The 23054-nt window shown below is 40.7% G+C and carries 26 protein-coding genes; 20 read left to right on the top strand and 6 right to left on the bottom strand.

The window, feature by feature from the left end:
• Positions 1 to 113 precede the first annotated feature (113 nt).
• Positions 114 to 353, top strand: a complete 240-nt coding sequence (locus H5154_RS17515; RefSeq protein ID WP_016708680.1) for a helix-turn-helix domain-containing protein — start codon at positions 114 to 116, stop codon at positions 351 to 353.
• Between the two features lie 66 nt (positions 354 to 419).
• Here H5154_RS17515 and H5154_RS17510 read toward each other — a convergent pair whose 3' ends face one another.
• Genes H5154_RS17510 through H5154_RS17495 form a run of 4 tightly spaced genes read right to left on the bottom strand, consistent with a single transcriptional unit; the run spans position 420 to position 4171 of the window.
• On the bottom strand, positions 420 to 1799 hold the full coding sequence (locus H5154_RS17510) for an AmpG family muropeptide MFS transporter (RefSeq protein WP_182719118.1): 1380 nt from the start codon (positions 1797 to 1799) through the stop codon (positions 420 to 422).
• 43 nt (positions 1800 to 1842) lie between these two features.
• Entirely contained in the window at positions 1843 to 2463 is a 621-nt protein-coding gene (locus tag H5154_RS17505; RefSeq protein ID WP_182719117.1) for a peptidylprolyl isomerase, read from the bottom strand.
• Between the two features lie 2 nt (positions 2464 to 2465).
• Positions 2466 to 3020: a YajG family lipoprotein gene (locus H5154_RS17500; protein WP_182719116.1), complete on the bottom strand. Its 555-nt coding sequence runs from the start codon at positions 3018 to 3020 to the stop codon at positions 2466 to 2468.
• A 2-nt stretch (positions 3021 to 3022) separates the two neighbouring features.
• Positions 3023 to 4171 (bottom strand): methyltransferase, encoded by a 1149-nt coding sequence (locus tag H5154_RS17495; protein ID WP_182719115.1) that lies wholly within the window; start codon positions 4169 to 4171, stop codon positions 3023 to 3025.
• Between the two features lie 42 nt (positions 4172 to 4213).
• Between H5154_RS17495 and H5154_RS17490 the strand changes: the two genes are divergently transcribed.
• The 13 genes from H5154_RS17490 to H5154_RS17430 all read left to right on the top strand — a co-directional run bounded on the left by H5154_RS17490 (position 4214) and on the right by H5154_RS17430 (position 15707).
• A complete protein-coding gene (locus H5154_RS17490; RefSeq protein WP_182719114.1) occupies positions 4214 to 4807 on the top strand; it encodes an alpha-ketoglutarate-dependent dioxygenase AlkB in 594 nt (197 codons plus the stop codon).
• A gap of 73 nt (positions 4808 to 4880) precedes the next feature.
• Positions 4881 to 5192, top strand: coding sequence for a BolA family transcriptional regulator (locus tag H5154_RS17485; protein ID WP_145241315.1), 312 nt, complete (start codon positions 4881 to 4883; stop codon positions 5190 to 5192).
• Between the two features lie 100 nt (positions 5193 to 5292).
• The gene (fabV, locus tag H5154_RS17480; RefSeq protein ID WP_145241317.1) at positions 5293 to 6486 is read left to right on the top strand and encodes an enoyl-ACP reductase FabV; all 1194 of its coding nucleotides are present in this window, start codon (positions 5293 to 5295) and stop codon (positions 6484 to 6486) included.
• Positions 6487 to 6862: 376 nt separating this feature from the next.
• Positions 6863 to 8206 carry a Na(+)-translocating NADH-quinone reductase subunit A gene (locus tag H5154_RS17475; protein WP_145241319.1) on the top strand — a complete coding sequence of 448 codons (1344 nt, stop codon included), beginning with the start codon at positions 6863 to 6865 and terminating at the stop codon, positions 8204 to 8206.
• Positions 8207 to 8210: 4 nt separating this feature from the next.
• Positions 8211 to 9413: an NADH:ubiquinone reductase (Na(+)-transporting) subunit B gene (locus H5154_RS17470; RefSeq protein WP_145241321.1), complete on the top strand. Its 1203-nt coding sequence runs from the start codon at positions 8211 to 8213 to the stop codon at positions 9411 to 9413.
• Positions 9406 to 10170 carry a Na(+)-translocating NADH-quinone reductase subunit C gene (locus tag H5154_RS17465; protein ID WP_145241323.1) on the top strand — a complete coding sequence of 255 codons (765 nt, stop codon included), beginning with the start codon at positions 9406 to 9408 and terminating at the stop codon, positions 10168 to 10170. The genes H5154_RS17470 and H5154_RS17465 overlap by 8 nt, the downstream gene beginning before the upstream one ends.
• A complete protein-coding gene (locus tag H5154_RS17460) occupies positions 10170 to 10802 on the top strand; it encodes an NADH:ubiquinone reductase (Na(+)-transporting) subunit D (RefSeq protein WP_145241325.1) in 633 nt (210 codons plus the stop codon). Before H5154_RS17465 ends, H5154_RS17460 begins: the two co-directional genes overlap by 1 nt.
• 10 nt (positions 10803 to 10812) lie before the next feature.
• On the top strand, positions 10813 to 11421 hold the full coding sequence (gene nqrE / locus H5154_RS17455; protein ID WP_145241327.1) for an NADH:ubiquinone reductase (Na(+)-transporting) subunit E: 609 nt from the start codon (positions 10813 to 10815) through the stop codon (positions 11419 to 11421).
• 19 nt (positions 11422 to 11440) lie between these two features.
• A complete protein-coding gene (gene nqrF, locus H5154_RS17450; protein ID WP_145241329.1) occupies positions 11441 to 12670 on the top strand; it encodes an NADH:ubiquinone reductase (Na(+)-transporting) subunit F in 1230 nt (409 codons plus the stop codon).
• Between the two features lie 97 nt (positions 12671 to 12767).
• On the top strand, positions 12768 to 13799 hold the full coding sequence (locus H5154_RS17445; RefSeq protein ID WP_149982043.1) for an FAD:protein FMN transferase: 1032 nt from the start codon (positions 12768 to 12770) through the stop codon (positions 13797 to 13799).
• A gap of 84 nt (positions 13800 to 13883) precedes the next feature.
• Entirely contained in the window at positions 13884 to 14096 is a 213-nt protein-coding gene (nqrM, locus tag H5154_RS17440) for a (Na+)-NQR maturation NqrM (protein WP_149982042.1), read from the top strand.
• A 223-nt stretch (positions 14097 to 14319) separates the two neighbouring features.
• Positions 14320 to 14568: a TonB-dependent receptor gene (locus H5154_RS17435; protein WP_182719113.1), complete on the top strand. Its 249-nt coding sequence runs from the start codon at positions 14320 to 14322 to the stop codon at positions 14566 to 14568.
• Entirely contained in the window at positions 14568 to 15707 is a 1140-nt protein-coding gene (locus H5154_RS17430) for a PepSY domain-containing protein (protein ID WP_182719112.1), read from the top strand. Before H5154_RS17435 ends, H5154_RS17430 begins: the two co-directional genes overlap by 1 nt.
• Before the next feature lie 101 nt (positions 15708 to 15808).
• Here the strand turns inward: H5154_RS17430 and H5154_RS17425 are convergent, their stop codons facing one another.
• Together H5154_RS17425 and H5154_RS17420 are read right to left on the bottom strand one after the other, a co-directional pair.
• Complete coding sequence (locus tag H5154_RS17425) at positions 15809 to 15928, bottom strand: M14 family zinc carboxypeptidase (RefSeq protein WP_182719111.1); 120 nt, start codon at positions 15926 to 15928, stop codon at positions 15809 to 15811.
• Positions 15907 to 16269, bottom strand: coding sequence for a M14 family zinc carboxypeptidase (locus H5154_RS17420; protein ID WP_182719110.1), 363 nt, complete (start codon positions 16267 to 16269; stop codon positions 15907 to 15909). Before H5154_RS17420 ends, H5154_RS17425 begins: the two co-directional genes overlap by 22 nt.
• Positions 16270 to 17394: 1125 nt before the next feature.
• Between H5154_RS17420 and H5154_RS17415 the strand changes: the two genes are divergently transcribed.
• From H5154_RS17415 to cyoE, 6 genes are all read left to right on the top strand, one after another.
• On the top strand, positions 17395 to 17808 hold the full coding sequence (locus H5154_RS17415; protein WP_182719109.1) for a hypothetical protein: 414 nt from the start codon (positions 17395 to 17397) through the stop codon (positions 17806 to 17808).
• Between the two features lie 247 nt (positions 17809 to 18055).
• A complete protein-coding gene (gene cyoA / locus H5154_RS17410) occupies positions 18056 to 18979 on the top strand; it encodes a ubiquinol oxidase subunit II (RefSeq protein ID WP_145241343.1) in 924 nt (307 codons plus the stop codon).
• A 2-nt stretch (positions 18980 to 18981) separates the two neighbouring features.
• Positions 18982 to 20985, top strand: a complete 2004-nt coding sequence (gene cyoB / locus H5154_RS17405; RefSeq protein ID WP_149982038.1) for a cytochrome o ubiquinol oxidase subunit I — start codon at positions 18982 to 18984, stop codon at positions 20983 to 20985.
• Positions 20982 to 21602, top strand: coding sequence for a cytochrome o ubiquinol oxidase subunit III (cyoC, locus tag H5154_RS17400; protein WP_145241348.1), 621 nt, complete (start codon positions 20982 to 20984; stop codon positions 21600 to 21602). The genes cyoB and cyoC overlap by 4 nt, the downstream gene beginning before the upstream one ends.
• Complete coding sequence (gene cyoD, locus H5154_RS17395; RefSeq protein WP_149982037.1) at positions 21602 to 21961, top strand: cytochrome o ubiquinol oxidase subunit IV; 360 nt, start codon at positions 21602 to 21604, stop codon at positions 21959 to 21961. The genes cyoC and cyoD overlap by 1 nt, the downstream gene beginning before the upstream one ends.
• A gap of 46 nt (positions 21962 to 22007) precedes the next feature.
• Positions 22008 to 22904 carry a heme o synthase gene (cyoE, locus tag H5154_RS17390; protein ID WP_182719108.1) on the top strand — a complete coding sequence of 299 codons (897 nt, stop codon included), beginning with the start codon at positions 22008 to 22010 and terminating at the stop codon, positions 22902 to 22904.
• Positions 22905 to 23054 lie beyond the last annotated feature (150 nt).

Here is a 23054-nt window from a genome sequence, read left to right as displayed (position 1 = left end):
GAAATTAGTTATTTCACATGAGTCTGAATAGTATATAATGTATCCAAGAGCGAGACGGGCAAATTTCACTCTTAATTAATTAACTTTAAATCATCTAGTAGGAGATGTTTTTTATGATGGGTAAAACAGTTTCTTCTGAAGAAAACTCAAAACTAACCAAGTGGCTTAAAACTAAGCGTCACGAGAAAGGTCACACAATGCGTAGCCTTGCTCAAGTACTTGGTACACCACATTCATTTATTGGCAAAATTGAAAACCAAGAGCGCCGTTTAGACGTAATTGAATTTTTACGTTATTGTGATGCATTAGAAGTCGACCCGTATGAAGGTTTAGGCTTATTAAAAGAAGACTAATATTTAGTTTCTTTTTGTAAGCGCAGGGAAGCGCTCTCATTGATGTGAAATGATTTCTTTCCCTTGTTAATTCCTACCGTGGTAACTATTTTCTAACTCATACAATTTATGCCGAATAAGATATAAAAATATCAGTGATGGTATTACCATCAAGGCAGTCAAAATAAAAAATAACGACCAATTCCCACCTAACCAATCATCAATCACCACACCACTGTAACTTGAAAGTAAGGTTCGTCCTAAATTCCCCAATGACGCTAATAAAGCATAATGTGTTGCGCTAAAAGCTCTGTCGCAAAGCATTGATATAAACGCTACCATAGCAACTAATGACCATGCTTGAGTAAAGCCATCGACGACAATTGCCATTGCGTACAAATGTTCTTGCGGGCCTGCGAGAGCGATCCAAGAAAACATTAAGTTAGATGCTGCCATTGCCACACCGCTAATAAACAAACCTTTAACGATGCCGTACTTGTGATTAAAAATACTGCCTAAAAATGCGAACACAATGGTGATAAGCCCCGTGCCGAGCTTTGAATAGTTTGCTATTTGAGTGTTTGAAAAGCCGATTTCTTTATAAAACACAATCGACATACGGGCCAGAAATGCTTCACCAATTTTAAATAAAAAGATAAAAGCGAGCAGCGCAAGTGCAGTCTTCACGCCATTACGAGCGAAGAATGTTTTAAAAGGATCAAGTACAGTAACAGCCAACCATGCTGCAACTTTAGTTAATTGTGTTTGCTTACCAAGCGCCAGCTTTTGCCGATAAATACGTTCTAGTTCTGCATGTACAACTTCGCGGTTAGATTCAGGTTCTTTTGCCCAAAATACACAACTCATAAGTAATAACATCACAATAGCTAAAAAGTAATACACTTGTGGCCAGTCAATACTTGGCATATCTGCCATATAAAACGGAATAGCACCTAGCAGAGCATAACCGCTCCACCAACCAGAAGTAGCCATCGCTGCTGCGGCGGTTGCTTTATGGCTTTCGTTTTCACTGAGGGTATCGATACGAAAAGCATCAATAGCAATATCTTGAGTCGCTGAGGCGATAGCAATTAATAAGCATAACGCAGCTGCGATGGCTAAATGCGCGGTGATATCTAATCCTGCCAGTAAAATAACTCCGAGCAAAATAAAGCATTGGCAAAATAGTATCCAACTACGGCGCTGGCCTAGCCAGTTATATAGCAACGGCAGCTGTATTCTATCGACTAAGGGTGACCATAAAAAATTAATGCTGTAAGCACCAAATACAATGCCAAATAAGCCAATCATGCTGCGACTGAGGCCTTCATCTTTTAGCCACGCAGACATCACGGAGCCTATGAGGACCCAAGGAAAACCGCTGCTCATACCAAAAATAAACACATTTATAAGTCGTTTATCTTTAAAGTACGAAAAATATTCTGATACCGACAAGCTTTTAGTCATAACGCCTTCATTGGCAATAGCGGTTTGGCCGCTATTTTTATTGTTATAGTGGGGTTGGCTCTAATACAGTTATATTTAAAATAACAACCGGGGTTTTTGGTACAAAGTCATAACCAATTTTTTCATTAAATCCCGTTTCAACTTGCATGATTTTATCAAGCGTTTCGTAGCCTTCCATTACCATACCGAACACGGCAAAGCCCCAGTCTTTACCTGGGTTTAGGTGGTCGTTATTGTCCATGTTAAAGAAAAACTGACGAGTACCAGAATGAGGTTGACGATCTTGATAGGCCATGGCGATACTGTACATATCGTTTTTTGAACCGTTACCGCTTTCATTAAAGATTGGATCGCCTTCATAAACGCCGTCGTAATTTCTATCGTAACCACCACCTTGAATGACAAAGTCTCGGTCGTTTTCTACATCACGTTCAACACGATGAAATACGGTGCCTTTATAGCTGCCATCCATCACGTAAGTTAAAAAATTATTGACGGTGATAGGGGCTTTTGAGCGATCCATCTCGACTATAATTTTCCCCATTGTGGTGGTTATTTCAACTCGTGGGAACATATTGTTTTTTTGCACAAAGCGTCCTTCGGTCGCTGCCATTACGGTTTGGCTAAGTTGCACTAATATAAATAATAAAAATAGACGTTTCATGGTTAACCTTCTAAAAATGCGAGTAATTCAGGATCTGATACCATGCGGGTAATTAACTGCTCAGTCAACTTATTGAGTTGTCCTTCAATTTTTGCTCTATCGTGACCTAGTGGTCCTTCAAGGCTTGCATTACCACGGTAAATTTTACTGAAGTTACTATCGCTGCGAATAACACGCACACCTAATTCAATCTTTGCATTGCTGGTATGCGACATCATTTTTTCAGTTACTACGGCTTGCAGTGTATGAATATCAACTTCAAAACGAGTAGTCGCAAGATTTGAAATGCTTGCACCGTTTCGGCTAAGAGCGCTATCAAGGGCACTTTTAATTGATTCAGTAAGGGCTTGGCTGGCAATTGTTTGGGTTTTGTCTGAGGTTATTAATTTTAATGTTGCTGGGTCACCTCTAAGATCAATAACACTGGTACTTAAACTTTGATTAATTGAGCTTAATTTGCCACCTTGATAGAGCGGATTTAAGATCAATTGATTAGGCTGACTACTGCAAGCCGACAGTGATAATAAAGCACAACAAGGTAAAACATATTTCATCATAGCTATAGCATTCCATTATTTTTAGTGGCACTTAATACTACAAACTTTTTATTTGAACCAAGTAATTCACAATTGCCAAACATACGTTTTAGTTTGTCATGGTAGTCCAGGTGGCGGTTACCAATAATACGTAATTCTCCGCCATTTTTTAATGTGTCTTTGGCTTGTTTAAACATTTGCCATGCAATGTGATCTGTCACGGCTTGTGCTTGGTGAAAAGGCGGATTACATAACACTACATCGACACTTTCACGTTCAAAGCCCGTTAAGCAATCATTTTCAATAAAGCGGCATTGCTCAAACTTATCTTCCATATTGAGCTCTACAGTTAATCGTGCTGATTCAACCGCCATATATGATTCGTCCACAAAGGTAACTTCAGCGTTAGGGCAGCGTGCGAGTGTCATCAAACCCACCACACCATTACCGCAACCTAGATCAATAATACTTTTTGCTTTATTGGTTTGTGGTAAAAAGTCAAAAAAGAACCGTGCACCAATGTCCAGAGAATCCCGCGAGAACACATTGGCGTGATTACTAATGGTAAAATCAGTGCCTTCAAGAGGCCAATTAACAGGAAAATCAGCAGCTTTATAACCACCTTCCGCTTGGCTAATAATTAGGCGAGATTTTTTCACTGCTAAACTAGTTTTAGTTTCACCAATAAATTGCTCGAATGCTTTAATTGTTGAATTATGTACATCTTTGGTTTTTGCTGCGCCAATAACCGGAGTGCCAGGTGCAAGTACTTCGCTGAGCTCAGATAATTGATATTGCAAGAAGCCCAATGTGCGTGGCACTTTTAAGATAACTAAATCAACGTGTTCAGGCAAAGCCGATAAGCTATCTAGCTGGCTAAATGCGGTGGTTGGTACTTTATTTTCTGCTAAGTTGTAAGCCGCCGCTTGGTGGCTAATATAAGAATCGTTTACTGAACAAACCGTTAATTGTTGTTTACTGAAATAACAAGACAAGGCTCCAAAACTATCATTTAAAATCAGCAAAGAGCGACAATCAGGATAATGTTCAGTAACATAGTCAATTAGGTACTCGTCTGCTGAATCCCAAGCTTGTAAGCTACGGTTTTTTTGATCCAATGGAAAACGTTCAAGAGTAAATGTTTTATCGCCGAACTGTGCTTGCGTGGTCATAATAGTTAGTGATCAGTAATCAAATGATAGGTAAATTCTAACATGCAACGGCAAAAGGCCAACCCCCATATGTTACCAAATGGCTTTTACTACCAAGCAAAAGCGTTAAGTGCGCAAAAAAGTCTCGATTTATTCTACTATTTACGCGACTCACTGACTTGGCAGCAACCAAAAACGACCGTGTTTGGGAAAACGAATCCCATTCCACGTATGCAATGTTTTATTGCTGATGCTGGTGTGCGTTACGGTTATTCTGGTTCGACATTAAATGTTGAACCATGGCCAGATGTATTAGATGCCATGCGACTACGATTAAATAAACAATTTGATGTTGGATTTAATGCCTTATTGGTTAACTTATACCGTGATGGGAATGATTGCATGGGCTGGCACGCCGATGATGAAGCAGAACTTGGCCATGAGCCTATTATTGTATCGATTTCATTAGGGGCTGAACGAGTATTTAAAATAAAACATAAAGTAACCAAGGAAGTCACTTCGCTTACGTTACACAGCGGGAGTTGCTTGGTTATGAATGGACTTAGCCAGCAACAATATCTACATGCGCTTCCTAAACAAACACGTTTGGCACACCCTCGAATCAACTTAACTTTTCGAACAATTTTTCAAAAATGAATATTTGTTGGCCTTTATAGTAGTGGCCTTGATATAGTAAGCACATAAATAACCAGTAAAATATGAGTGTTTTATGTCAATGCAACAACAGATTGAAAGCAAGTTAGCTGATGCGATTGCGTGTAAGCACCTTAATGTGGTGAACGAAAGCCATATGCATAGTCGTGGTAGCGATTCACACTTTAAAGTGATTGTAGTAAGTGAAGAGTTTAGCGGTAAACGTTTATTGCAACGCCATCGTCAAATTAATGAAGTGCTAAAAGATGAGTTAGCGAATCATATTCATGCATTGGCTATCCATACTTTTACTCCTGATGAATTTACAGAGCAAAGTGGTCAGGTTGCTGACTCACCGACTTGTTTAGGTGGCTCTAAATTAGATTAACGGCAAGGTCTGAGAGTACACAAAACTCATCAGACCTGTATTTTTACAATTAGCCTTTAAACTAGCGCTAATTTTTATTGAGATAAATATAGGATGATCAATGGTCATTAAGCCTAAAATTCGCGGTTTCATTTGTACTAACGCCCACCCAGTAGGTTGTGCAGAGCACGTACAAGAACAAATTAACTATGTAAAACAACAAGGCGCATTAAAAAATGCCCCTAAAAATGTATTAGTTATCGGTGCTTCAACTGGCTATGGCCTTGCATCTCGTATTACTGCTGCATTTGGTGGCGGTGCTAAAACTTTAGGTATTTTCTTCGAAAAAGAAGGTACTGAGCGTAAAACCGGTTCTGCAGGTTGGTATAATACTGCTGCATTTCAAGCGGCCGCAGACGCTGAAGGTTTATGGTCAAAAAATATTAATGGCGATGCGTTCTCTAACGAAATCAAACAAAAAGCGATTGATACAATTAAAGCGGATTTAGGCAAAGTAGACCTAGTTATATACAGCCTTGCATCGCCGCGTCGAACTGATCCAAATACCGGCGAAGTTTACTCATCAACGCTTAAGCCAATTGGTAACTCGGTTACGACTAAAAACTTAAACACCTCAAAACGTGAAATTGATGCTATTACCGTAGAAGCTGCAAACCAAGATGATATTGATAACACTATTAAAGTGATGGGCGGCGAAGACTGGGAAATGTGGATTGATGCATTAAAAGAGGCTGATGTACTAGCTGATAACTTTAAAACCAGTGCTTATACTTATATCGGTAAAGAACTAACATGGCCAATTTACGGTCACGCGACTATTGGTAAAGCGAAAGAAGATTTAGATCGCGCAACCGTAGCAATCAAAGAATCAACCAAAGCATTAAACGGTGAAGCTTATGTATCATCATTAAATGCAGTGGTTACCCAAGCAAGTTCTGCAATTCCTATTATGCCGCTTTATATTTCAGCGCTATTTAAAGTAATGAAAGCGGATGGGACCTATGAAGGCACGATCGAGCAAATTCACGCGTTATTTACTGAGAACCTTTATGGAGACTCACCACGCTTTGATGACGGCGGTCATTTATTCCAAAACTACAAAGAGCTGGAAGATGATGTACAAGCGCGTATTCAAACTGTGTGGGACAGCGTAACCACAGAAACAATAGACGAATTAACTGATTACGTGGGTTACCACAATGAGTTTTTACGTTTATTTGGGTTTGGTATTGATGCTGTTGATTATGAACAAGATGTCGATCCAGTTGCCGCTATAGCTAACATGATTGATTAATTCAGCCATGTTTATTTGAAAAGTCGCTATGGCGACTTTTTTTATTGATAAATTTTACTTTATCGTTATTTAGCGGATTAATTTCCATCCCACCTCGCAAGCAATAGCACTTTGGTCTATATTGAATTTTATTCAAATGCGGCTAATAGGTTAAATAACTGCTCCTGTCGTATAAATTTCATAATTACACTCGCATAGTGACCCTGATTGATGTTAAAATTCGGGCAATATATGTGAGGAATTTTACTGCGTTGCTTGTTTTGTAATTTAAACAGGCGGTTCTTCGTTATCTTGAATTTGGCTTAGGGTTATCAAGAAAAGCGACGTGGTCGGTACGATTTTTCAGTTTCTTTCCGTTAATGTAGTGCAAGTGCGTATGATCAACATAAAAAAAGGTCTGGACTTACCCATAGAGGGCGCGCCTCAGCAAGTTATTCATGATGGTTCTACCGTCAAACGTGTAGCTGTGCTAGGTGAAGAGTTTATTGGTATGCGTCCAACCATGCATGTTCGTGTGGATGACCAAGTTAAAAAAGGCCAGGTACTTTTTGAAGACAAAAAGAACCCAGGTGTATTATTTACTGCTCCAGCTGCTGGTACAGTAAAAGAAATTAATCGTGGTGCAAAACGTGTGCTGCAATCTGTCGTTATTGAAATAAACGGCAGTGAGCAAATCACCTTTGACGCTTTCTCGACTGAGCAACTTTCGAGTCTCGATCGTGAAAAAGCCAAAGAAGTACTGATCCAGTCAGGTCAATGGACAGCATTACGTGCTCGCCCATTCAGCAAAGTAGCAGCTGTGGATGCAAATCCTAGTTCGATCTTTGTGACGGCTATCGACACTAACCCTCTTGCTGCAGATCCTGCAGTGATTATTGCTGAAAATGTACAAGCATTTGAAGCAGGTTTAGCTGTGGTATCACGTCTGACTGATGGTAAGGTATTTGTTTGTAAACAAGCAGGTAGCCAAGTACCTAGCTCATCAATTCCTCAAGTAGAAGTACATGAGTTTGGTGGCGTACATCCGGCTGGCCTTGTTGGCACACATATCCATCACTTAGATCCAGTATCGGTAAGCAAGCAAGTTTGGCATATCGGTTACCAAGACGTTATTGCCTTTGGTCACTTATTCCTAACTGGTGAAATTAGCACAGACCGTGTGATTTCTCTTGCTGGTCCGCGTGTTAAAAACCCGCGTTTAGTGAAAACTCAACTGGGTGCTGCTTTAGATGATTTAGTTGCAGGCGAATTAGAAGACGGCGATAACCGTGTTATCTCTGGCTCTGTTTTAGCGGGCGCTACTTCACAAGGTCCTCAAGCATTCTTAGGTCGTTACCACATTCAAGTATCGGTATTACTTGAAGGTCGCGAAAAAGAGTTGTTTGGTTGGATTGCTCCAGGCACAGATAAATTCTCAGTAACACGTACTTTCTTATCACACCTTACACCGAGTCGTTTATTTAAAATGACAACGTCAACAGGTGGTTCAAAACGTGCCATGGTACCACTTGGTAGCTATGAGCGTGTTATGCCTTTAGATATTTTGCCAACGCCTTTATTACGTGACTTAATTGCCCGTGATTTGGATAGTGCAATTTCATTAGGGGCGCTTGAACTTGATGAAGAAGATTTAGCGTTATGTACCTTCGTTTGTCCAGGCAAATACGAGTATGGTTCAATCCTACGCGATTGCTTGACTACGATCGAGAAGGAAGGCTAGAGAGATGGGTTTAAAGAAATTTCTAGAAGATATCGAGCCGCATTTTGAAGCCGGTGGTAAACATGAAAAGTTTTATGCGCTGTATGAAGCAGCTGCAACTATTTTTTATACCCCTGGTCACGTAAATAAAGGCGCGACACACGTTCGTGATAACATCGACCTAAAACGCATGATGATTTTAGTGTGGATGGCGACGTTCCCTGCAATGTTTTTTGGTATGTTCAATATCGGTCATCAGGCCGCTGGTGCATTAGCACAAGGTTTTGAACTAGCAAATTCTTGGCAAGTTGGCCTGTTCCAGATATTTGGTGGTGAATTAACTGCTGAATCCGGCTGGGGCGCTAAAATGTTTTATGGCGCATGTTTCTTCCTACCTATTTACGCAGTTACATTTGCTGTAGGTGGTTTCTGGGAAGTTATATTTGCTTCAGTGCGTAAGCATGAAATTAACGAAGGTTTCTTCGTAACGTCTGTGTTATTCGCGCTTATCCTACCTGCAACCATTCCTTTATGGCAAGTTGCACTAGGTATTACATTCGGTGTAGTAATCGCTAAAGAAATCTTTGGTGGTACTGGTCGTAATTTCTTAAACCCTGCATTAGCGGGTCGTGCGTTTTTATTCTTCGCATACCCTGCACAAATTTCAGGTGACACAGTATGGACCGCAGTAGATTCATTCTCTGGTGCAACTATGCTAGGTCAAGCGTTTGTTGGTTCACTTGATTACAGCAACATGGCTCTTTGGTGGGATGCGTTTTATGGTTTCATTCAAGGTTCAGTAGGTGAGACATCTACACTTGCATTGCTAGTTGGTGGCTTATTCCTCATTTACGTACGTATTGCTTCATGGCGCATCGTGCTAGGTGTATTCTTGGGTATGGTGGCAACTGCATTCTTATTAAATGCTGTTGGTTCTGATACTAACCCAGTATTTGCAATGCCTTGGCATTGGCACTTTGTACTTGGTGGTTTTGCTTTTGGTATGTTCTTTATGGCGACAGACCCTGTGTCTGCAGCATTTACTGACAAAGCAAAGTTCGCATATGGCGCACTAATTGGTGTGATGGTAGTAATGATCCGTGTAATTAACCCTGCATTCCCTGAGGGTATGATGCTAGCAATCTTATTTGCTAACTTATTTGCACCATTGTTCGATCACTTCGTAGTGCAAGCTAATATCAAGCGGAGGTTGGCACGTAATGTCTAGTAATAACGAATCAATCGGCAAAACGCTAAGCGTTGTTGTAGCACTATGTTTAGTGTGTGCAATCATCGTATCGTTTGCTTCAGTTCAGCTTCGCCCTTTACAGCAAGCTAACAAAACGCAAGATATTCAAAAAAATATCTTGGCAGCTGCGGGCATTGATGTGTCTGGTTCTGTATCAGAAACTTTTAAAGCTAAGATCGAAACTCGCCTAGTTAATATGGAAACAGGTGAGTCTCAAACTGGCGAAGCAGTTCAGGCTAAAATCGACGCTTTCGATTTTGAAAAAAGCAAGTTTGATCAAAAAATTAGCTTTGCATTAAAAGCAGAGGGCATTAAGGATATCGCTGGTATTCAGCGTATGACTCATGAGTCTCCTGCATATATCTCGAAAAAAGCAGACGGTTCTACAGATGCTATCATTTTACCAATCCAAGGTTATGGCCTTTGGGGTATTATGTATGGTTTCTTAGCGCTTGAAAGCGATGGCGAGACAATTAAAGATATTAACTTTTATAAGCACGGTGAAACACCAGGTCTAGGTGGGGAAATTCAAAATCCACAATGGACTGCTAAATGGGGTGGCAAAGAGCTACCTATTGATGTAGTAAAAAGCGGCGCTAAAAATGATCATCAAATTGATGGTTTATCTGGTGCAACTTTAACTTCAAATGGTGTTGATCACACAGTTGACTTTTGGACTGGCGAAAACGGCTTTGGTCCTTTCCTTGCGAGAGTACGTGAAGGAGCGTTGAAATAATGGCTGATACTAAAGAAATGAAGTCGGTCCTATTTGGTCCGGTACTGGCAAACAACCCAATCGCATTACAAGTACTTGGTATTTGTTCTGCGCTTGCGGTAACGTCGAGCTTAAAAAATGCTTTAATCATGTCAATCGCATTGACCTTGGTAACAGCGTTCTCAAGCTTCTTTATCTCAATTATTCGTAACCAGATCCCGTCATCTGTACGTATTATCGTGCAAATGACCATTATTGCATCATTGGTAATCGTTGTTGACCAAGTATTACAAGCCTTCTCTTATGCTACGGCGAAAGAGTTGTCTGTATTCGTTGGTCTAATCATTACTAACTGTATCGTAATGGGTCGTGCAGAAGCATACGCAATGAAGTCGCCGCCAGTAATGTCGTTCCTTGATGGTATCGGTAATGGCTTAGGTTACTCAGTAGTGTTACTGACTGTTGGCTTTATTCGTGAACTATTTGGTAAAGGGTCATTATTTGGTGTTGAAATCATCCCTCTTGTACAAGATGGTGGTTGGTATCAACCTATGGGTCTATTGATTTTACCGCCTAGTGCATTCTTCATCATTGGTTTATTCATTTGGGTACTTCGTACTTATAAGAAAGACCAAGTAGAAGCGAAAGGGTAAGGGGCAGACTGTGGAACATTATATTAGTTTATTCGTAAAAGCAGTTTTCATTGAAAACTTAGCTTTGGCCTTCTTCCTAGGTATGTGTACTTTCCTTGCAGTATCAAAGAAAGTTACAACGTCTATCGGTCTAGGTGTGGCAGTTATCGTGGTATTGGGTATCTCAGTACCAGTTAACAACTTGGTTTATCATGCGGTTCTTGCACCTGGTGCACTTGAGTGGCTTGGTTATCCTGACGCGGATCTTAGCTTTTTACGTTTCTTGACGTTTATCGGTGTTATTGCGGCACTTGTACAAATTCTTGAAATGGCATTAGATAAGTTCTTCCCAGCACTTTATAACGCGTTAGGTATCTTCCTACCATTGATCACAGTTAACTGTGCAATCTTTGGTGCGGTATCTTTCATGGTTGAACGTAACTATAACTTCACTGAATCAGTGGTTTATGGTATCGGTTCTGGTGTGGGTTGGGCGCTAGCAATTACTTTGCTTGCTGGTATCCGTGAGAAAATGAAATATTCAGACGTGCCAGACGGCTTACGTGGTTTAGGTATTACCTTTATCACTGTTGGCTTGATGGGTCTTGGCTTTATGTCATTCTCTGGCATTTCACTTTAATAGGTAGCGAGGATAAATCATGAGTTATGAGATTTTCTTAGGCGTTGGTGTTTTCATCGCTATCGTTGTACTGCTAGTTTTAGTCATCATTGGTGCTAAATCTCAGTTAGTTGCAAGCGGTGACATCATCATTGGCGTAAATGGCGATCCAGACAAAGCCATTACAACATCTGCAGGTACCAAGCTTTTAGGCGCGTTATCTGAGTCAGGTATTTTCGTATCATCTGCATGTGGTGGCGGTGGCTCTTGTGGTCAGTGTCGTGTACACATTCATTCTGGTGGCGGCGATATCTTACCAACAGAACTTGATCACATCTCTAAAGGTGAAGCCCGTGAAGGCTGTCGTTTAGCGTGTCAGGTAAATGTTAAAAACGATATGGAAATTGAACTTGAAGAGTCAATTTTCGGTGTTAAAAAATGGGATTGTGAAGTTATCTCTAACGATAACAAAGCAACCTTCATTAAAGAACTTAAACTACAGATCCCTGATGGCGAGTCAGTACCGTTTCGTGCCGGTGGTTATATTCAGATTGAAGCCCCTGCGCATCACGTTAAATATGCTGATTTCGATGTACCAGAAGAGTATCGTGGCGATTGGAACCATTTTGGTTTCTTCAAGCTGGAGTCAAAAGTAGACGAAGAAACAATTCGTGCTTACTCAATGGCTAACTACCCAGAAGAAGAAGGCATCATCATGCTTAACGTGCGTATCGCTGCGCCGCCGCCAAGAGATTTAAGCTTACCTTGTGGTAAAATGTCATCGTACATTTGGTCACTTAAAGAAGGTGATAAAGTAACTATCTCTGGTCCATTTGGTGAGTTCTTTGCAAAAGATACTGATGCTGAAATGGTATTTGTAGGTGGTGGTGCTGGTATGGCACCTATGCGTTCACACATCTTTGACCAACTTAAGCGTTTGAACTCTAAGCGTAAGATGAGTTTCTGGTATGGTGCACGTTCTAAGCGTGAAATGTTCTATGTTGAAGATTTTGACGGCCTAGCGGCTGAAAATGATAACTTCGTATGGCATACCGCGCTTTCAGATCCACAACCAGAAGATAACTGGGAAGGCTATACTGGCTTTATCCATAACGTGCTATTTGAGAACTATCTTAAAGATCACGAAGCGCCAGAAGATTGTGAGTTCTACATGTGTGGTCCTCCAATGATGAACGCCGCTGTTATCACTATGTTGAAAGACTTAGGTGTTGAAGACGAAAATATCTTACTAGATGATTTCGGTGGCTAACACCCGTATCAAAACAGTTTAGTTTTGGTTAGAATATCAGCCTCGTAGCAATATATGTTACGGGGCTTTTTTATTTCCATTACTTAAGTAGGCTGCTATGAATAGAGTTTTTCACCGACAAGGCATGATTGCCATCTTTTTTCTTACCCTCACTTTACTCATTAGTGGCTGTGGCCAAAATGATGAGCCCCAAGAGTTATACCTTGAAGGTAAAACTATGGGTACTACTTACCATATTAAGGTCTTCGCCAAGCAACAAAAGCTGGATTCATTAAATTTATTACCAGAAGTAACTCTGTTGCTCAAAGATATAAATCAATCAATGTCGACTTATATTGATGATTCTGAAATCAACACTTTTAATCGTCTTCCCGCTGGTCAAGTTATGCCTATTAGCCGTGATTTTAGAGCAGTTGTAAGCGAGTCCATCCGCTTAGGAGAGTCTACTAAGACTCTTGATGTGACCATGGGACCACTGATTGATTTATGGGGTTTTGGTCCTGATAAAAAACCAACAAAACGTCCAACAGATGAAGAACTCGCAGCCATGGTTGCACAAATTGGGGTTGATAAACTAATACTGACTGAGCAAGGCCTAGCGAAAACAGTAGCGGGTTTAGAATTATCATTTTCTTCTACTGCAAAGGGGTATGGGATAGATAAAGTAGCTGAATTATTAGAAAGCCATGACTTAACTGATTATATGGTTGAGATTGGTGGTGAGTTACGTGTATCAGGTAAAAAACCGAATGATCAAGATTGGCGTATCGCTATTGAGCAACCGGATGCTGAGCCTGGTGTGCGTAAAGTGCACCGTGTATTAGCGCCGGGTAATAACGGCATTGCGACATCGGGTGATTATCGCATTTACTATGAGATGGATGGTATTACCTATAGCCATTTAATTGATCCAGCAACCGGTATGCCAAGTCGTCATGATCTAGTATCGGTTACTGTATTGCATCCATCAGCGATGACAGCTGACGGCCTTGCAACAGCACTGACTGTGATGGGGATGGATAAAGCCAAAGCCTATGCTGAAAAAAATGATTTACCGGTTTATCTGATCGGCAAATCAAAAGATGGCTTAGTGACTTATTCGAGCCCTGCATTTAAACCCTATTTGTAGCGCGGTTTAAATCAGTTTATAATAGCAACAGCTTGGTGATTATCATCAAGCATTATTTTATTGCTGATCAATAGGGGCTAAGCAATGTCACTTTTTCTTCTTACGTTTGGTTTACTGCTTTTAATTGTCGCAGCGATGGCTGTGGGCATGATAGTGCAAAAGAAATCTATGGCCAGCAGCTGTGGTGGTTTAGGCTCTGTAGGCATTGATAAAGCCTGTGATTGTGATGACCCATGCGACAAACGCAAAAAGCGTATGGCAAAAGAGCAAGTTTGGAAAGAAAACCAAATATTATAAGCTCTTGATAGCTATCAAATATACATTAAAAAGCGCCTCTTTAATAACAGGCGCTTTTTTAATGCCCACTTACGGCTAAAATGTGTCAAGTAATCGACCACTGCGACAATATGTCACACCCAGTGAAGCTCGTATGGACTGTATAATATGATGTATTCCTAATCGTTTATTCACTGCAGGCATTGATTATCAATTAACAACTTAATTAACAACCCAATTAAATTTGGCTGCAACACTGCGTACGCAATCTGATTACGAATTAACACCAAGTAATAGCCAAGGACGATATGGTGACTTTACTCAACTTGGGCTTAAAGCAAGTTATGACGTTAATTCGGCACTGATGTTAAGCGCGCAAGTTGATAACTTAACTGATGAGTATTATGAATATGTATGGTGGGATGGCTCGCAAACTCTGCATAGCCCAGCACAAGGTCGTGCTGTATCTGCTGCAATTAAGTTTAAGTATTAATGAGTAAGCAGTTACTCGCGTGGCGTAAGTTGGCAAGGCGACTTCATCTATGGTTGGGGTTAAGCCTTGGCATGTTTTTTGTGATCCTTTGCTTGTCAGGAGCTGCACTTGTTTATTATCCGCAAATAGATACCTGGTTGCATCCGGAATTAGCGAATGCAGCGCAGCAACCGTGTGATTACAACACTGCATTAAAAACATTACGCATGCAGTATCCAGATAAGCTGGGACCGTGGCGGTTTGAAGTGACCCCTGAACAACAATTCATTCCGGCGCGCTATTATAACCCTCAAGAGACTCAAGGGCAGGATTTTGCACCTATGATGGTGTGGTTGTCAGCTGATGGCAGCACCTTGCTCAGACAGTCATTTTGGGGCGATTACCTAGTAACTTGGCTGTATAACTTGCACTTTACTTTACTACTTGGCAGTACAGGGACAATTATTGTCGGTTACCTTGGAATTGGCAGCGCGCTCTTATTACTCACAGGTTTAGTTGCGTGGTGGCCTAAGTCAGGTTTTTGGTTGAGGCAATTGCGTTTTAAGCGCCGCGCTGCTTTATTAGGACGCATGTACGATTGGCATAAAACAATCGGTTTAGTGATGTTGTTACCCTTGTTTATTCTTACTAGTACCGGTGCGATGCTAGCCTTGCCCAAAGAGACCAATGGCTTGCTTGGCTTGGTACTGGGCGAAGTCGAAAGTGCTGCAAGACCAGCACCACAATTAACTTTTTCAAACCCGCAAATTAGTGTTACTCAGGCTGTGAAAATAGCACAAATACAACTGCCTAAAGCGCGACTTGCATGGATAGAAACTCCCAGCGTAAACCAAGGCTATTATCGGCTGCGCATGCAGGTAAGTGATGATAAATCGACACGCTTTCCAAACAGTTATATTGATATTAACCCACGCTCAGGTGAGGTAGTGAAGGTCTTCGATCTTAGGCAGCAAGGAACAAGTAACCAAATCAAAAACTGGCTACATCCCTTGCATAATGGCAGTGTAGGTGGGCTAAGCCTTAAAGTTCTGTGGATCATCGCCTCGTTGGCAAGCTTAGTGTTGGCTTGGCTAGGTTGGTATCGTTATTACCTACGTAAAAATACAGCCAAAAAGATCGCAAAAAATAACAAGCCCTGAGAACAGGGCTTACCTAACGTACTTAAATTTAAAGTTTTATAAGTTGACTACCTAATACGGCGTATTCGATGTGTTTATCGTTGCGTAGTAAAAAGTGTGCTTTAGCTCCACACTTTAGCATCGCGGTTTAAATCTATTCCTTGCGCATTAAAACGGGTTTGCAGCTGTGCGCCATCGGGATTGACCATAGGAATGATCATCAGTGATAGTTTTTTTGCCAATTTTCTCGCCATGCATCATTTTTTGTTTCGATTGCATAGCTTAAAAAATCCGTTAATGCGGCACTTGCCGTATTTTCATCACCATGCATTTGGCTCCACATCATAACTTTGATTGGCCCCGAGCCAATATAAAATGCATCAATTGATTTACCTAAGAATGATTGACCTAAATTTTTTCGCTCTATGCTGGGGTGAGCAGCTAACGTATCTAGTAAAGGAGCAAGATCAGCGTGTGTAATCGCTGCTTTGTTTAATCCTTTAATTTGGTGCATTGCGATTGGTGCGGCAGTTAAGCTAAATGAGTAACTAAGTAAGCTAACTAGTATGGTTTTGCGAATCATATTAATATCCTGTTATTCTTATTTTGCAATTTTTTAAGAATATAATATTAATATGGATCGGTCCAAAATTATCTTCACTTTAAGTGAAATCATTTCTCATAACTGTGATGCTTTACGGGCTTTATTTTCAATTGATTGTTTATTATAAAATAATATCTTTTGATAAAGTTTTTTGTGAACATTTAAGTTGATTTTAGGGCTAAAATTTAGACTAAAGTCTATGGGTTAATTTTTTTCATCTATCAGATTTATTTTTATCAGTTGTAAGCTTTGAGCTATTACACTAAATTTAGTTTCAAGGAAGCGAAATGAACAAGCCGCTTACAAAGAATCTTTATAATTGTGTGTGAAGATGTTGTCAAAGGCGGTTCAAGTTTAGTACAAACTGGGCTTGAACTGTTTTTATTTTACTGCCACATGATTAGACGAACTGAAAGTTTGTCACTGAATTACAGTGTTTATTGAACAACGCTAAAACTGAATCTTTATAATTGTGTGTGAAGATGTTGTCAAAAAGACAGTTCAAGTTTAGTTAACCTGAGCTTGAACTGCTTTTATTTACTGCCACGCGATTAAATGAACTTATTGTTCATCAGTGAATCTACAATACGTATTGAAAAATATTAGAACCGAATCTTTATAATTGTGTGTGAAGATGTTGTCAAAAAGACGACTCAAGTTAGGGGATAACTTGGCTTGAGTTGCTTTTTATTTTAACCGACATGCAGTTAGATGGCGAAGCAGCCAATACCAAATTCAATAGCGAATACGCTATTAAACGAATCTTTATAATTGTGTGTGAAGATGTTGTCAAAAAGACGACTCAAGTTAGGGGATAACTTAGCTTGAGTTGCTTTTTATTTTCTAAAAGCCGCCAATTATCATTTAAGTTATTTTTAAAGCGCCAGTATGGCGCTTTTTTTATAGCTGTAATTCAACATATTAATAAAAAGTTAGCCCGCTATGTTGTTTTATACTTGTAGCTTGTGTTGACTTTGTTATAATCCTCCCGAAATTTCAGTAATTACTGAAACTTTATTGATGAAGATCATAACAACGAAGTGGAAAATAGCGTAAAGCCAGTCGCTTTACTTCGTAATATATAACCAATAAGGCCATATACGTTTGAATTCGCAAAATTGTCCGCCAGCAAAAACGCACTCTACGCTTAGTAGATGGCAGTTGCGTGCGCGTGCACTTTTTGCCGGACGAGAGCTGCTTTCTGTATTAGTTATTTTATTAATTAATTCAGCCATGCTGGTAAATGGTAGTATTGAAGATGCGACAGAGCTAAAAAGCTTATTAACTGAAGGGGCTGTATATGAGTCATCTTTAATTAATGTATTGGGCTTTTTGGCATATCCAGTTGTGTCGTGCCAGTTACTCATTGGTTTATGTTGGTTGATTTTTCACTTTTTCCCAGCGCGTCGTGCTGGGGTTATTTTACGCAAAGCAGCCTTTGCTTTTCGTCAAACAAAAACATCTTTAGTAGTACACAGCGCTCATGGTTGTCGTGCTCCACCTCTTGTTAATGGTTGAACGCTACTCGTTATAGATAGTTTGGCTTTTTAACTAATCTGCTGATTCTGTCCGCTGTAATAACGCTTAGCCGCAGTGTACCTGCGATTCAACCAACACCCTCAAATTCCTTTATTGCTTTTTTGATGCTTAGTATTTTTTATGGCGCTAAAAAGTTACCTGAGGAATATTCAAACCGTTGTTTTTACGCTTTTATTTAGAGTTGTAGGGGCAGCACATATCAAATTTTAGGTTGTAGGATAGTCCTTTGTTAATTCGAAACCTCTGTAATATTGCTCTGGGCACAACTGTGCTCGCACTGACTGGCTGTAAAGGCGGGGTGCTTGATCCAAAAGGGCAAGTTGGGATAGATGAAAAAAATCTGATCATCATTGCCACTGTGCTGATGTTAATTGTGGTTATTCCTGTGATTGTGATGACCTTGTACTTTGCGTGGAAATATCGTGATGGCCAAGAGCAGCAAATTTATGCGCCAAAATGGGCACACTCAGGAAAAATTGAAGCCGCAGTCTGGGCCATTCCTATTGTGATAGTGATTGTACTGGGTGTCATTACTTGGCAATCAACGCAACAGCTTGACCCTTATAAACCGCTTGAAGGTAAAGGCAAACACTTAACAGTTGAAGTGGTATCACTGAATTGGAAATGGCTGTTTATTTATCCTGAGCAAGGTATTGCTACGGTTAATGAATTGGTATTTCCAGCCAATGTACCAGTGGAATATAAAATCACCTCAGAAAGTACCATGAACTCATTTTTCATCCCACAACTAGGTAGTCAAATCTACTCGATGGCGGGCATGGAAACTAAGTTGCATTTAATTGCTAATGAACCGGGTACGTTTAAAGGCTTTTCTGCTAACTACAGCGGTGCAGGTTTTACTGGTATGAAATTTAATGCCATAGCTACGCCAACGCAAGCTGACTTTGATACGTGGGTAAACAAGGTGAAAAGCCAAGCTAATACGCTCACTAAAGCGAATTATGATGCACTGGCATTACCGAGTGAAAACAACCCAGTGACTTATTTTGCTGATGTTGATGATGGCTTGTTCCACACCATCATTATGAAATATATGCAAGCACATGGTGATATGAACAAGATGCACAGTGCAATGCCTGAGCACAGCGGTCATGAAAATCACACAATGCACAGCGAGGGCGAGGAATAATTATGTCGTTATTTGGAAAATTATCGTTAGATGCCATTCCGTTCCATGAACCTATTTTGATGGTGACAATGGCGGTAGTAGTGATTGCAGGGGCATTGATTGCAGCTTTAGTCACAAAATATAAAAAATGGGGGGTGTTATGGCACGACTGGATCACCTCAATCGATCATAAACGCTTAGGCGTGATGTACATTATCCTTGCCTTGATCATGCTGTTTCGTGGTTTCTCTGATGCCATTATGATGCGGGCACAATTGGCGCTTGCTACAGGTGGTGCTACAGGCTATTTACCGCCAGAGCATTATGACCAAATATTCACCGCGCATGGGGTGATCATGATCATCTTTATGGCGATGCCATTTATGATTGGTCTGATGAACATTGTATTGCCACTGCAAATTGGTGCGCGCGATGTAGCATTTCCGTTTTTAAATAATTTAAGTTTTTGGCTTACTGCCGGTGGTGCAATATTAATTAATATTTCATTGTTCTGTGGTGAATTTGCAAAAACTGGTTGGGTGGCTTATCCGCCGCTATCGGAGATGTCTTTTAGCCCTGGAGTCGGGGTCGATTATTATATTTGGGCACTGCAAATATCAGGTATTGGTACACTATTAACGGCAGTAAACTTTTTAGTAACAGTGTTTAAAATGCGTGCCCCTGGTATGCGTTTAATGCAAATGCCAATTTTTACCTGGACATGTACATGGGCAAATATCTTAATTGCTGCGTCATTCCCAATCTTAACTGCGGTGTTGACTATGTTAACGCTAGACCGTTATTTAGATTTCCACTTCTTTACTAATGAAGCTGGCGGTAACGCCATGATGTACATCAACCTGTTCTGGGCTTGGGGTCATCCTGAAGTGTATATTTTGATTTTACCTGCGTTTGGTATTTTCTCAGAAATTATTTCCACTTTTACCGGTAAACGTTTATTTGGTTATAAATCTATGGTTTATGCCAGCGGTGCAATTTCTATCTTAGGTTTTATTGTTTGGTTACACCATTTCTTCACTATGGGGTCCAGTGCTAATGTTAATGCCTTCTTTGGCGTAATGACCATGGTCATTGCGGTGCCCACCGGAGTGAAACTGTTTAACTGGTTATTTACTATTTATCGTGGTCGTTTACGCATCACAGTTCCTGTACTTTGGACACTTGGCTTTATGGTGACCTTTACCATCGGCGGGATGACAGGGGTACTACTAGCAATCCCAGGTGCTGATTATGTATTACACAACAGCCTATTCCTGATTGCACATTTTCATAACACCATCATCGGTGGTGCGGTATTTGGATACTTGGCTGGTTTCGCATTTTGGTTCCCAAAAGCAATGGGCTTTAAACTTCATGAAGGTTGGGGGAAGGCGTCTTTCTGGTGTTGGTTAATTGGTTTCTTTGTTGCATTTATGCCGCTATACGTACTTGGTTTCTTAGGTATGACACGTCGCTTAAACCACACCAATAACCCAGATTGGAATATCTGGTTGTACATTGCCTTTGTCGGTGCGGTGATCATTATGTTTGGTATTTTGTTCCAAGTTGTACAGCTTATTGTGAGCTTTAAAAATCGCGAAGCATTAAAAGATACAACCGGCGATCCGTGGAATGGTCACACGCTTGAGTGGTCAACATCGTCACCACCACAGTATTACAACTTTGCTACTATCCCACATGTGCATGACATTGATACTTGGACTGATATGAAAGAAAAAGGCCAAGCGTATCAACAACAAGCAAGCTATGCGCCTATTCATATGCCAAAAAATACTTCGGCAGGGGTGATGATGAGTGCGTGTTTTACCACATTCTGTTTTGCCATGATTTGGCATATTTGGTGGTTGGCAATTGTCGGTGTTATTGCTGGCATCACGGTATTCTTTAAGCGCTGTTACACCAGTGATGTTGATTACTACGTGCAACCAGAAGAAATTCTTGAAATTGAAAGTGCACATAATAAAAGTGCAACAACATTTAACCAAGGTAAGGAGTTCAGCGCATGAGTGCTACCTCTGCAGATATAAATATCATCAATCATGATGCCCATGCTCACGAGCATCATGATACTGGTGGCGATACGGTATTTGGTTTTTGGCTTTACTTAATGACCGACTGCTTATTGTTTGCCTCATTTTTTGCAACCTACGCTGTGCTTTATATGAATACAGCGGGTGGCGTATCTGGCAAAGATATTTTTGAACTGGACTTTGTAGCGGTTGAAACTGCTGCATTGCTACTAAGTAGTATCACTTTTGGTTTTGCGATGATCTCAGCTCATGCGCAAAAGAAGGCCGCTACATTAACGTGGCTGGCAATTACTTTTGCTTTTGGTGCTGTGTTTATTGGTATGGAAATTTATGAATTTCATCATTTAATTGCCCATGGTAATGGCCCGCAGCGCAGCGCATTTTTAACCTCGTTCTTCTCTTTAGTAGGCTTACACGGTATGCACGTAACCGCTGGTCTGATTTGGATGGCGACGATGATGTTCGAAGTGTCACGTCGTGGTTTAAACCCAGCAACCGTTACACGTTTAAGTTGCTTAAGTTTGTTTTGGCACTTTTTAGATGTGGTATGGATCTGCGTATTTACCGTTGTTTACTTAATGGGAGTGATGTAATGAGCCACAGTGAATCACATGTATTAAATGAGCTACATACACAAAGCCATAGTGATGCTTCACATGGCAGTGTTAAAGACTATTTAATAGGTTTTGTTTTATCAATCATTCTAACGGCCATTCCATTTTGGGCGGTGATGAGCGGTACATTGTCAAAACCAACCACATTTGCCTGTGTTGTCGTAATGGCCATTGTGCAAATTTGGGTGCATTTAAAATACTTCTTGCACCTGAACTTTACCACCGAAGACGGTAAAGCCAGTTCGTTATCGTTTATCTTCAGTGCGCTGATCATCGTCATGGTGGTTGGCCTGTCTGTATGGATCATCTACGAATCGAACGCCATGATGATGTACTAGCCCCAGCTAGTACGTTTTCGTAAAGCAAAGAATAGGGGAACTGCAGATGTTTCGTCGTTATTTAAAGGTCACTAAGCCCGGTATTATCATGGGTAATTTGATCTCGGTTGCGGGTGGGTTTTTACTCGCCTCGCGTGGTGATATTGATGGCTGGCTAATGCTTGCTACATTAGTTGGCTTATCGCTGGTGGTAGCCTCAGGTTGTGTGATCAATAATGTGATCGACCGTGATATTGATATTCGCATGGCGCGCACGCGAACACGGGTAACCGTTACCGGTGAAATGTCTGCAACCACGGCTTTGCTGCATGGCACAGTACTTGGCTTACTAGGCTTTGCTTTACTAATGGTTTTTACTAACTGGATTGCGGTATTTTTTGCTGTGTTTGGTTATGTCATATACGTGGGTGTTTACAGCTTATATATGAAGCGTCGCTCAGTGTATGGCACGTTTATCGGTAGTTTATCAGGAGCAGTACCACCAGTGGTAGGGTACTGCGCTGTTTCAGCACAGTTTGATGTTGGCGCGTTGATCTTATTAGTAATGTTTAGTTTGTGGCAGATGCCGCACTCTTATGCGATTGCTATTTTTCGTTATAAAGACTATCAAGCTGCGCGTATTCCGGTATTACCGGTAGCGCAAGGTATTGATAAAGCTAAACATCATATTGTGTTGTATATCGCGGTATATGCGTTAGTGGTAATGTTATTAACCATTGGCGGTTATACCGGTATGGCTTTTTTAGCTGTTGCTTGCACTACTAGTTTTTGGTGGTTATTAATGGCGCTGCGAGGTTATCGTCGTAATATTGATATTAGTGGTTGGGCACGCCAAGTATTTGCGTTTTCAATTGTGAATATCACTGCACTGAGTATCGCCATGGCAGTTGATTACCAAAGTCTTACACCACAATTACTTGCTATATACCCAAACTGCCTCTAGATGCAGAATTCAGCGTTTCACAGGTGCTTAATATCAAGGCGTTACTTTGCAAGAATGGCAGTCCCTTTTAAGAAGTAACAACGATGAGAGTAAGTGCCTGTGAAACGCCCAACGGGTTGGTTTAAAAGCGATTTATACTGCGTTATTGAT

The sequence above is a fragment of the Pseudoalteromonas sp. SR44-5 genome, assembly GCF_014163675.1.
GTDB classification, from domain to species: domain Bacteria; phylum Pseudomonadota; class Gammaproteobacteria; order Enterobacterales; family Alteromonadaceae; genus Pseudoalteromonas; species Pseudoalteromonas rhizosphaerae.
This window is presented reverse-complemented; position numbering and strand designations above follow the sequence as displayed.

Bases quoted from the DNA above. Each gene is read 5' to 3' on its own strand.
- nqrF (WP_145241329.1), top strand. From the start codon at position 11,441: ATGAGTTATGAGATTTTCTTAGGCGTTGGTGTTTTCATCGCTATCGTT.
- cyoC (WP_145241348.1), top strand. From the start codon at position 20,982: ATGAGTGCTACCTCTGCAGATATAAATATCATCAATCATGATGCCCAT.
- cyoE (WP_182719108.1), top strand. From the start codon at position 22,008: ATGTTTCGTCGTTATTTAAAGGTCACTAAGCCCGGTATTATCATGGGT.
- nqrM (WP_149982042.1), top strand. From the start codon at position 13,884: ATGTCACTTTTTCTTCTTACGTTTGGTTTACTGCTTTTAATTGTCGCA.
- H5154_RS17465 (WP_145241323.1), top strand. From the start codon at position 9,406: ATGTCTAGTAATAACGAATCAATCGGCAAAACGCTAAGCGTTGTTGTA.
- H5154_RS17470 (WP_145241321.1), top strand. From the start codon at position 8,211: ATGGGTTTAAAGAAATTTCTAGAAGATATCGAGCCGCATTTTGAAGCC.
- cyoD (WP_149982037.1), top strand. From the start codon at position 21,602: ATGAGCCACAGTGAATCACATGTATTAAATGAGCTACATACACAAAGC.
- H5154_RS17445 (WP_149982043.1), top strand. From the start codon at position 12,768: ATGAATAGAGTTTTTCACCGACAAGGCATGATTGCCATCTTTTTTCTT.
- H5154_RS17495 (WP_182719115.1), bottom strand. From the start codon at position 4,171: ATGACCACGCAAGCACAGTTCGGCGATAAAACATTTACTCTTGAACGT.
- H5154_RS17515 (WP_016708680.1), top strand. From the start codon at position 114: ATGATGGGTAAAACAGTTTCTTCTGAAGAAAACTCAAAACTAACCAAG.
- H5154_RS17510 (WP_182719118.1), bottom strand. From the start codon at position 1,799: ATGACTAAAAGCTTGTCGGTATCAGAATATTTTTCGTACTTTAAAGAT.
- H5154_RS17430 (WP_182719112.1), top strand. From the start codon at position 14,568: ATGAGTAAGCAGTTACTCGCGTGGCGTAAGTTGGCAAGGCGACTTCAT.
- H5154_RS17460 (WP_145241325.1), top strand. From the start codon at position 10,170: ATGGCTGATACTAAAGAAATGAAGTCGGTCCTATTTGGTCCGGTACTG.
- H5154_RS17420 (WP_182719110.1), bottom strand. From the start codon at position 16,269: ATGATTCGCAAAACCATACTAGTTAGCTTACTTAGTTACTCATTTAGC.
- cyoB (WP_149982038.1), top strand. From the start codon at position 18,982: ATGTCGTTATTTGGAAAATTATCGTTAGATGCCATTCCGTTCCATGAA.
- H5154_RS17475 (WP_145241319.1), top strand. From the start codon at position 6,863: ATGATCAACATAAAAAAAGGTCTGGACTTACCCATAGAGGGCGCGCCT.
- H5154_RS17505 (WP_182719117.1), bottom strand. From the start codon at position 2,463: ATGAAACGTCTATTTTTATTATTTATATTAGTGCAACTTAGCCAAACC.
- fabV (WP_145241317.1), top strand. From the start codon at position 5,293: ATGGTCATTAAGCCTAAAATTCGCGGTTTCATTTGTACTAACGCCCAC.
- H5154_RS17490 (WP_182719114.1), top strand. From the start codon at position 4,214: ATGCAACGGCAAAAGGCCAACCCCCATATGTTACCAAATGGCTTTTAC.
- H5154_RS17500 (WP_182719116.1), bottom strand. From the start codon at position 3,020: ATGATGAAATATGTTTTACCTTGTTGTGCTTTATTATCACTGTCGGCT.
- H5154_RS17485 (WP_145241315.1), top strand. From the start codon at position 4,881: ATGTCAATGCAACAACAGATTGAAAGCAAGTTAGCTGATGCGATTGCG.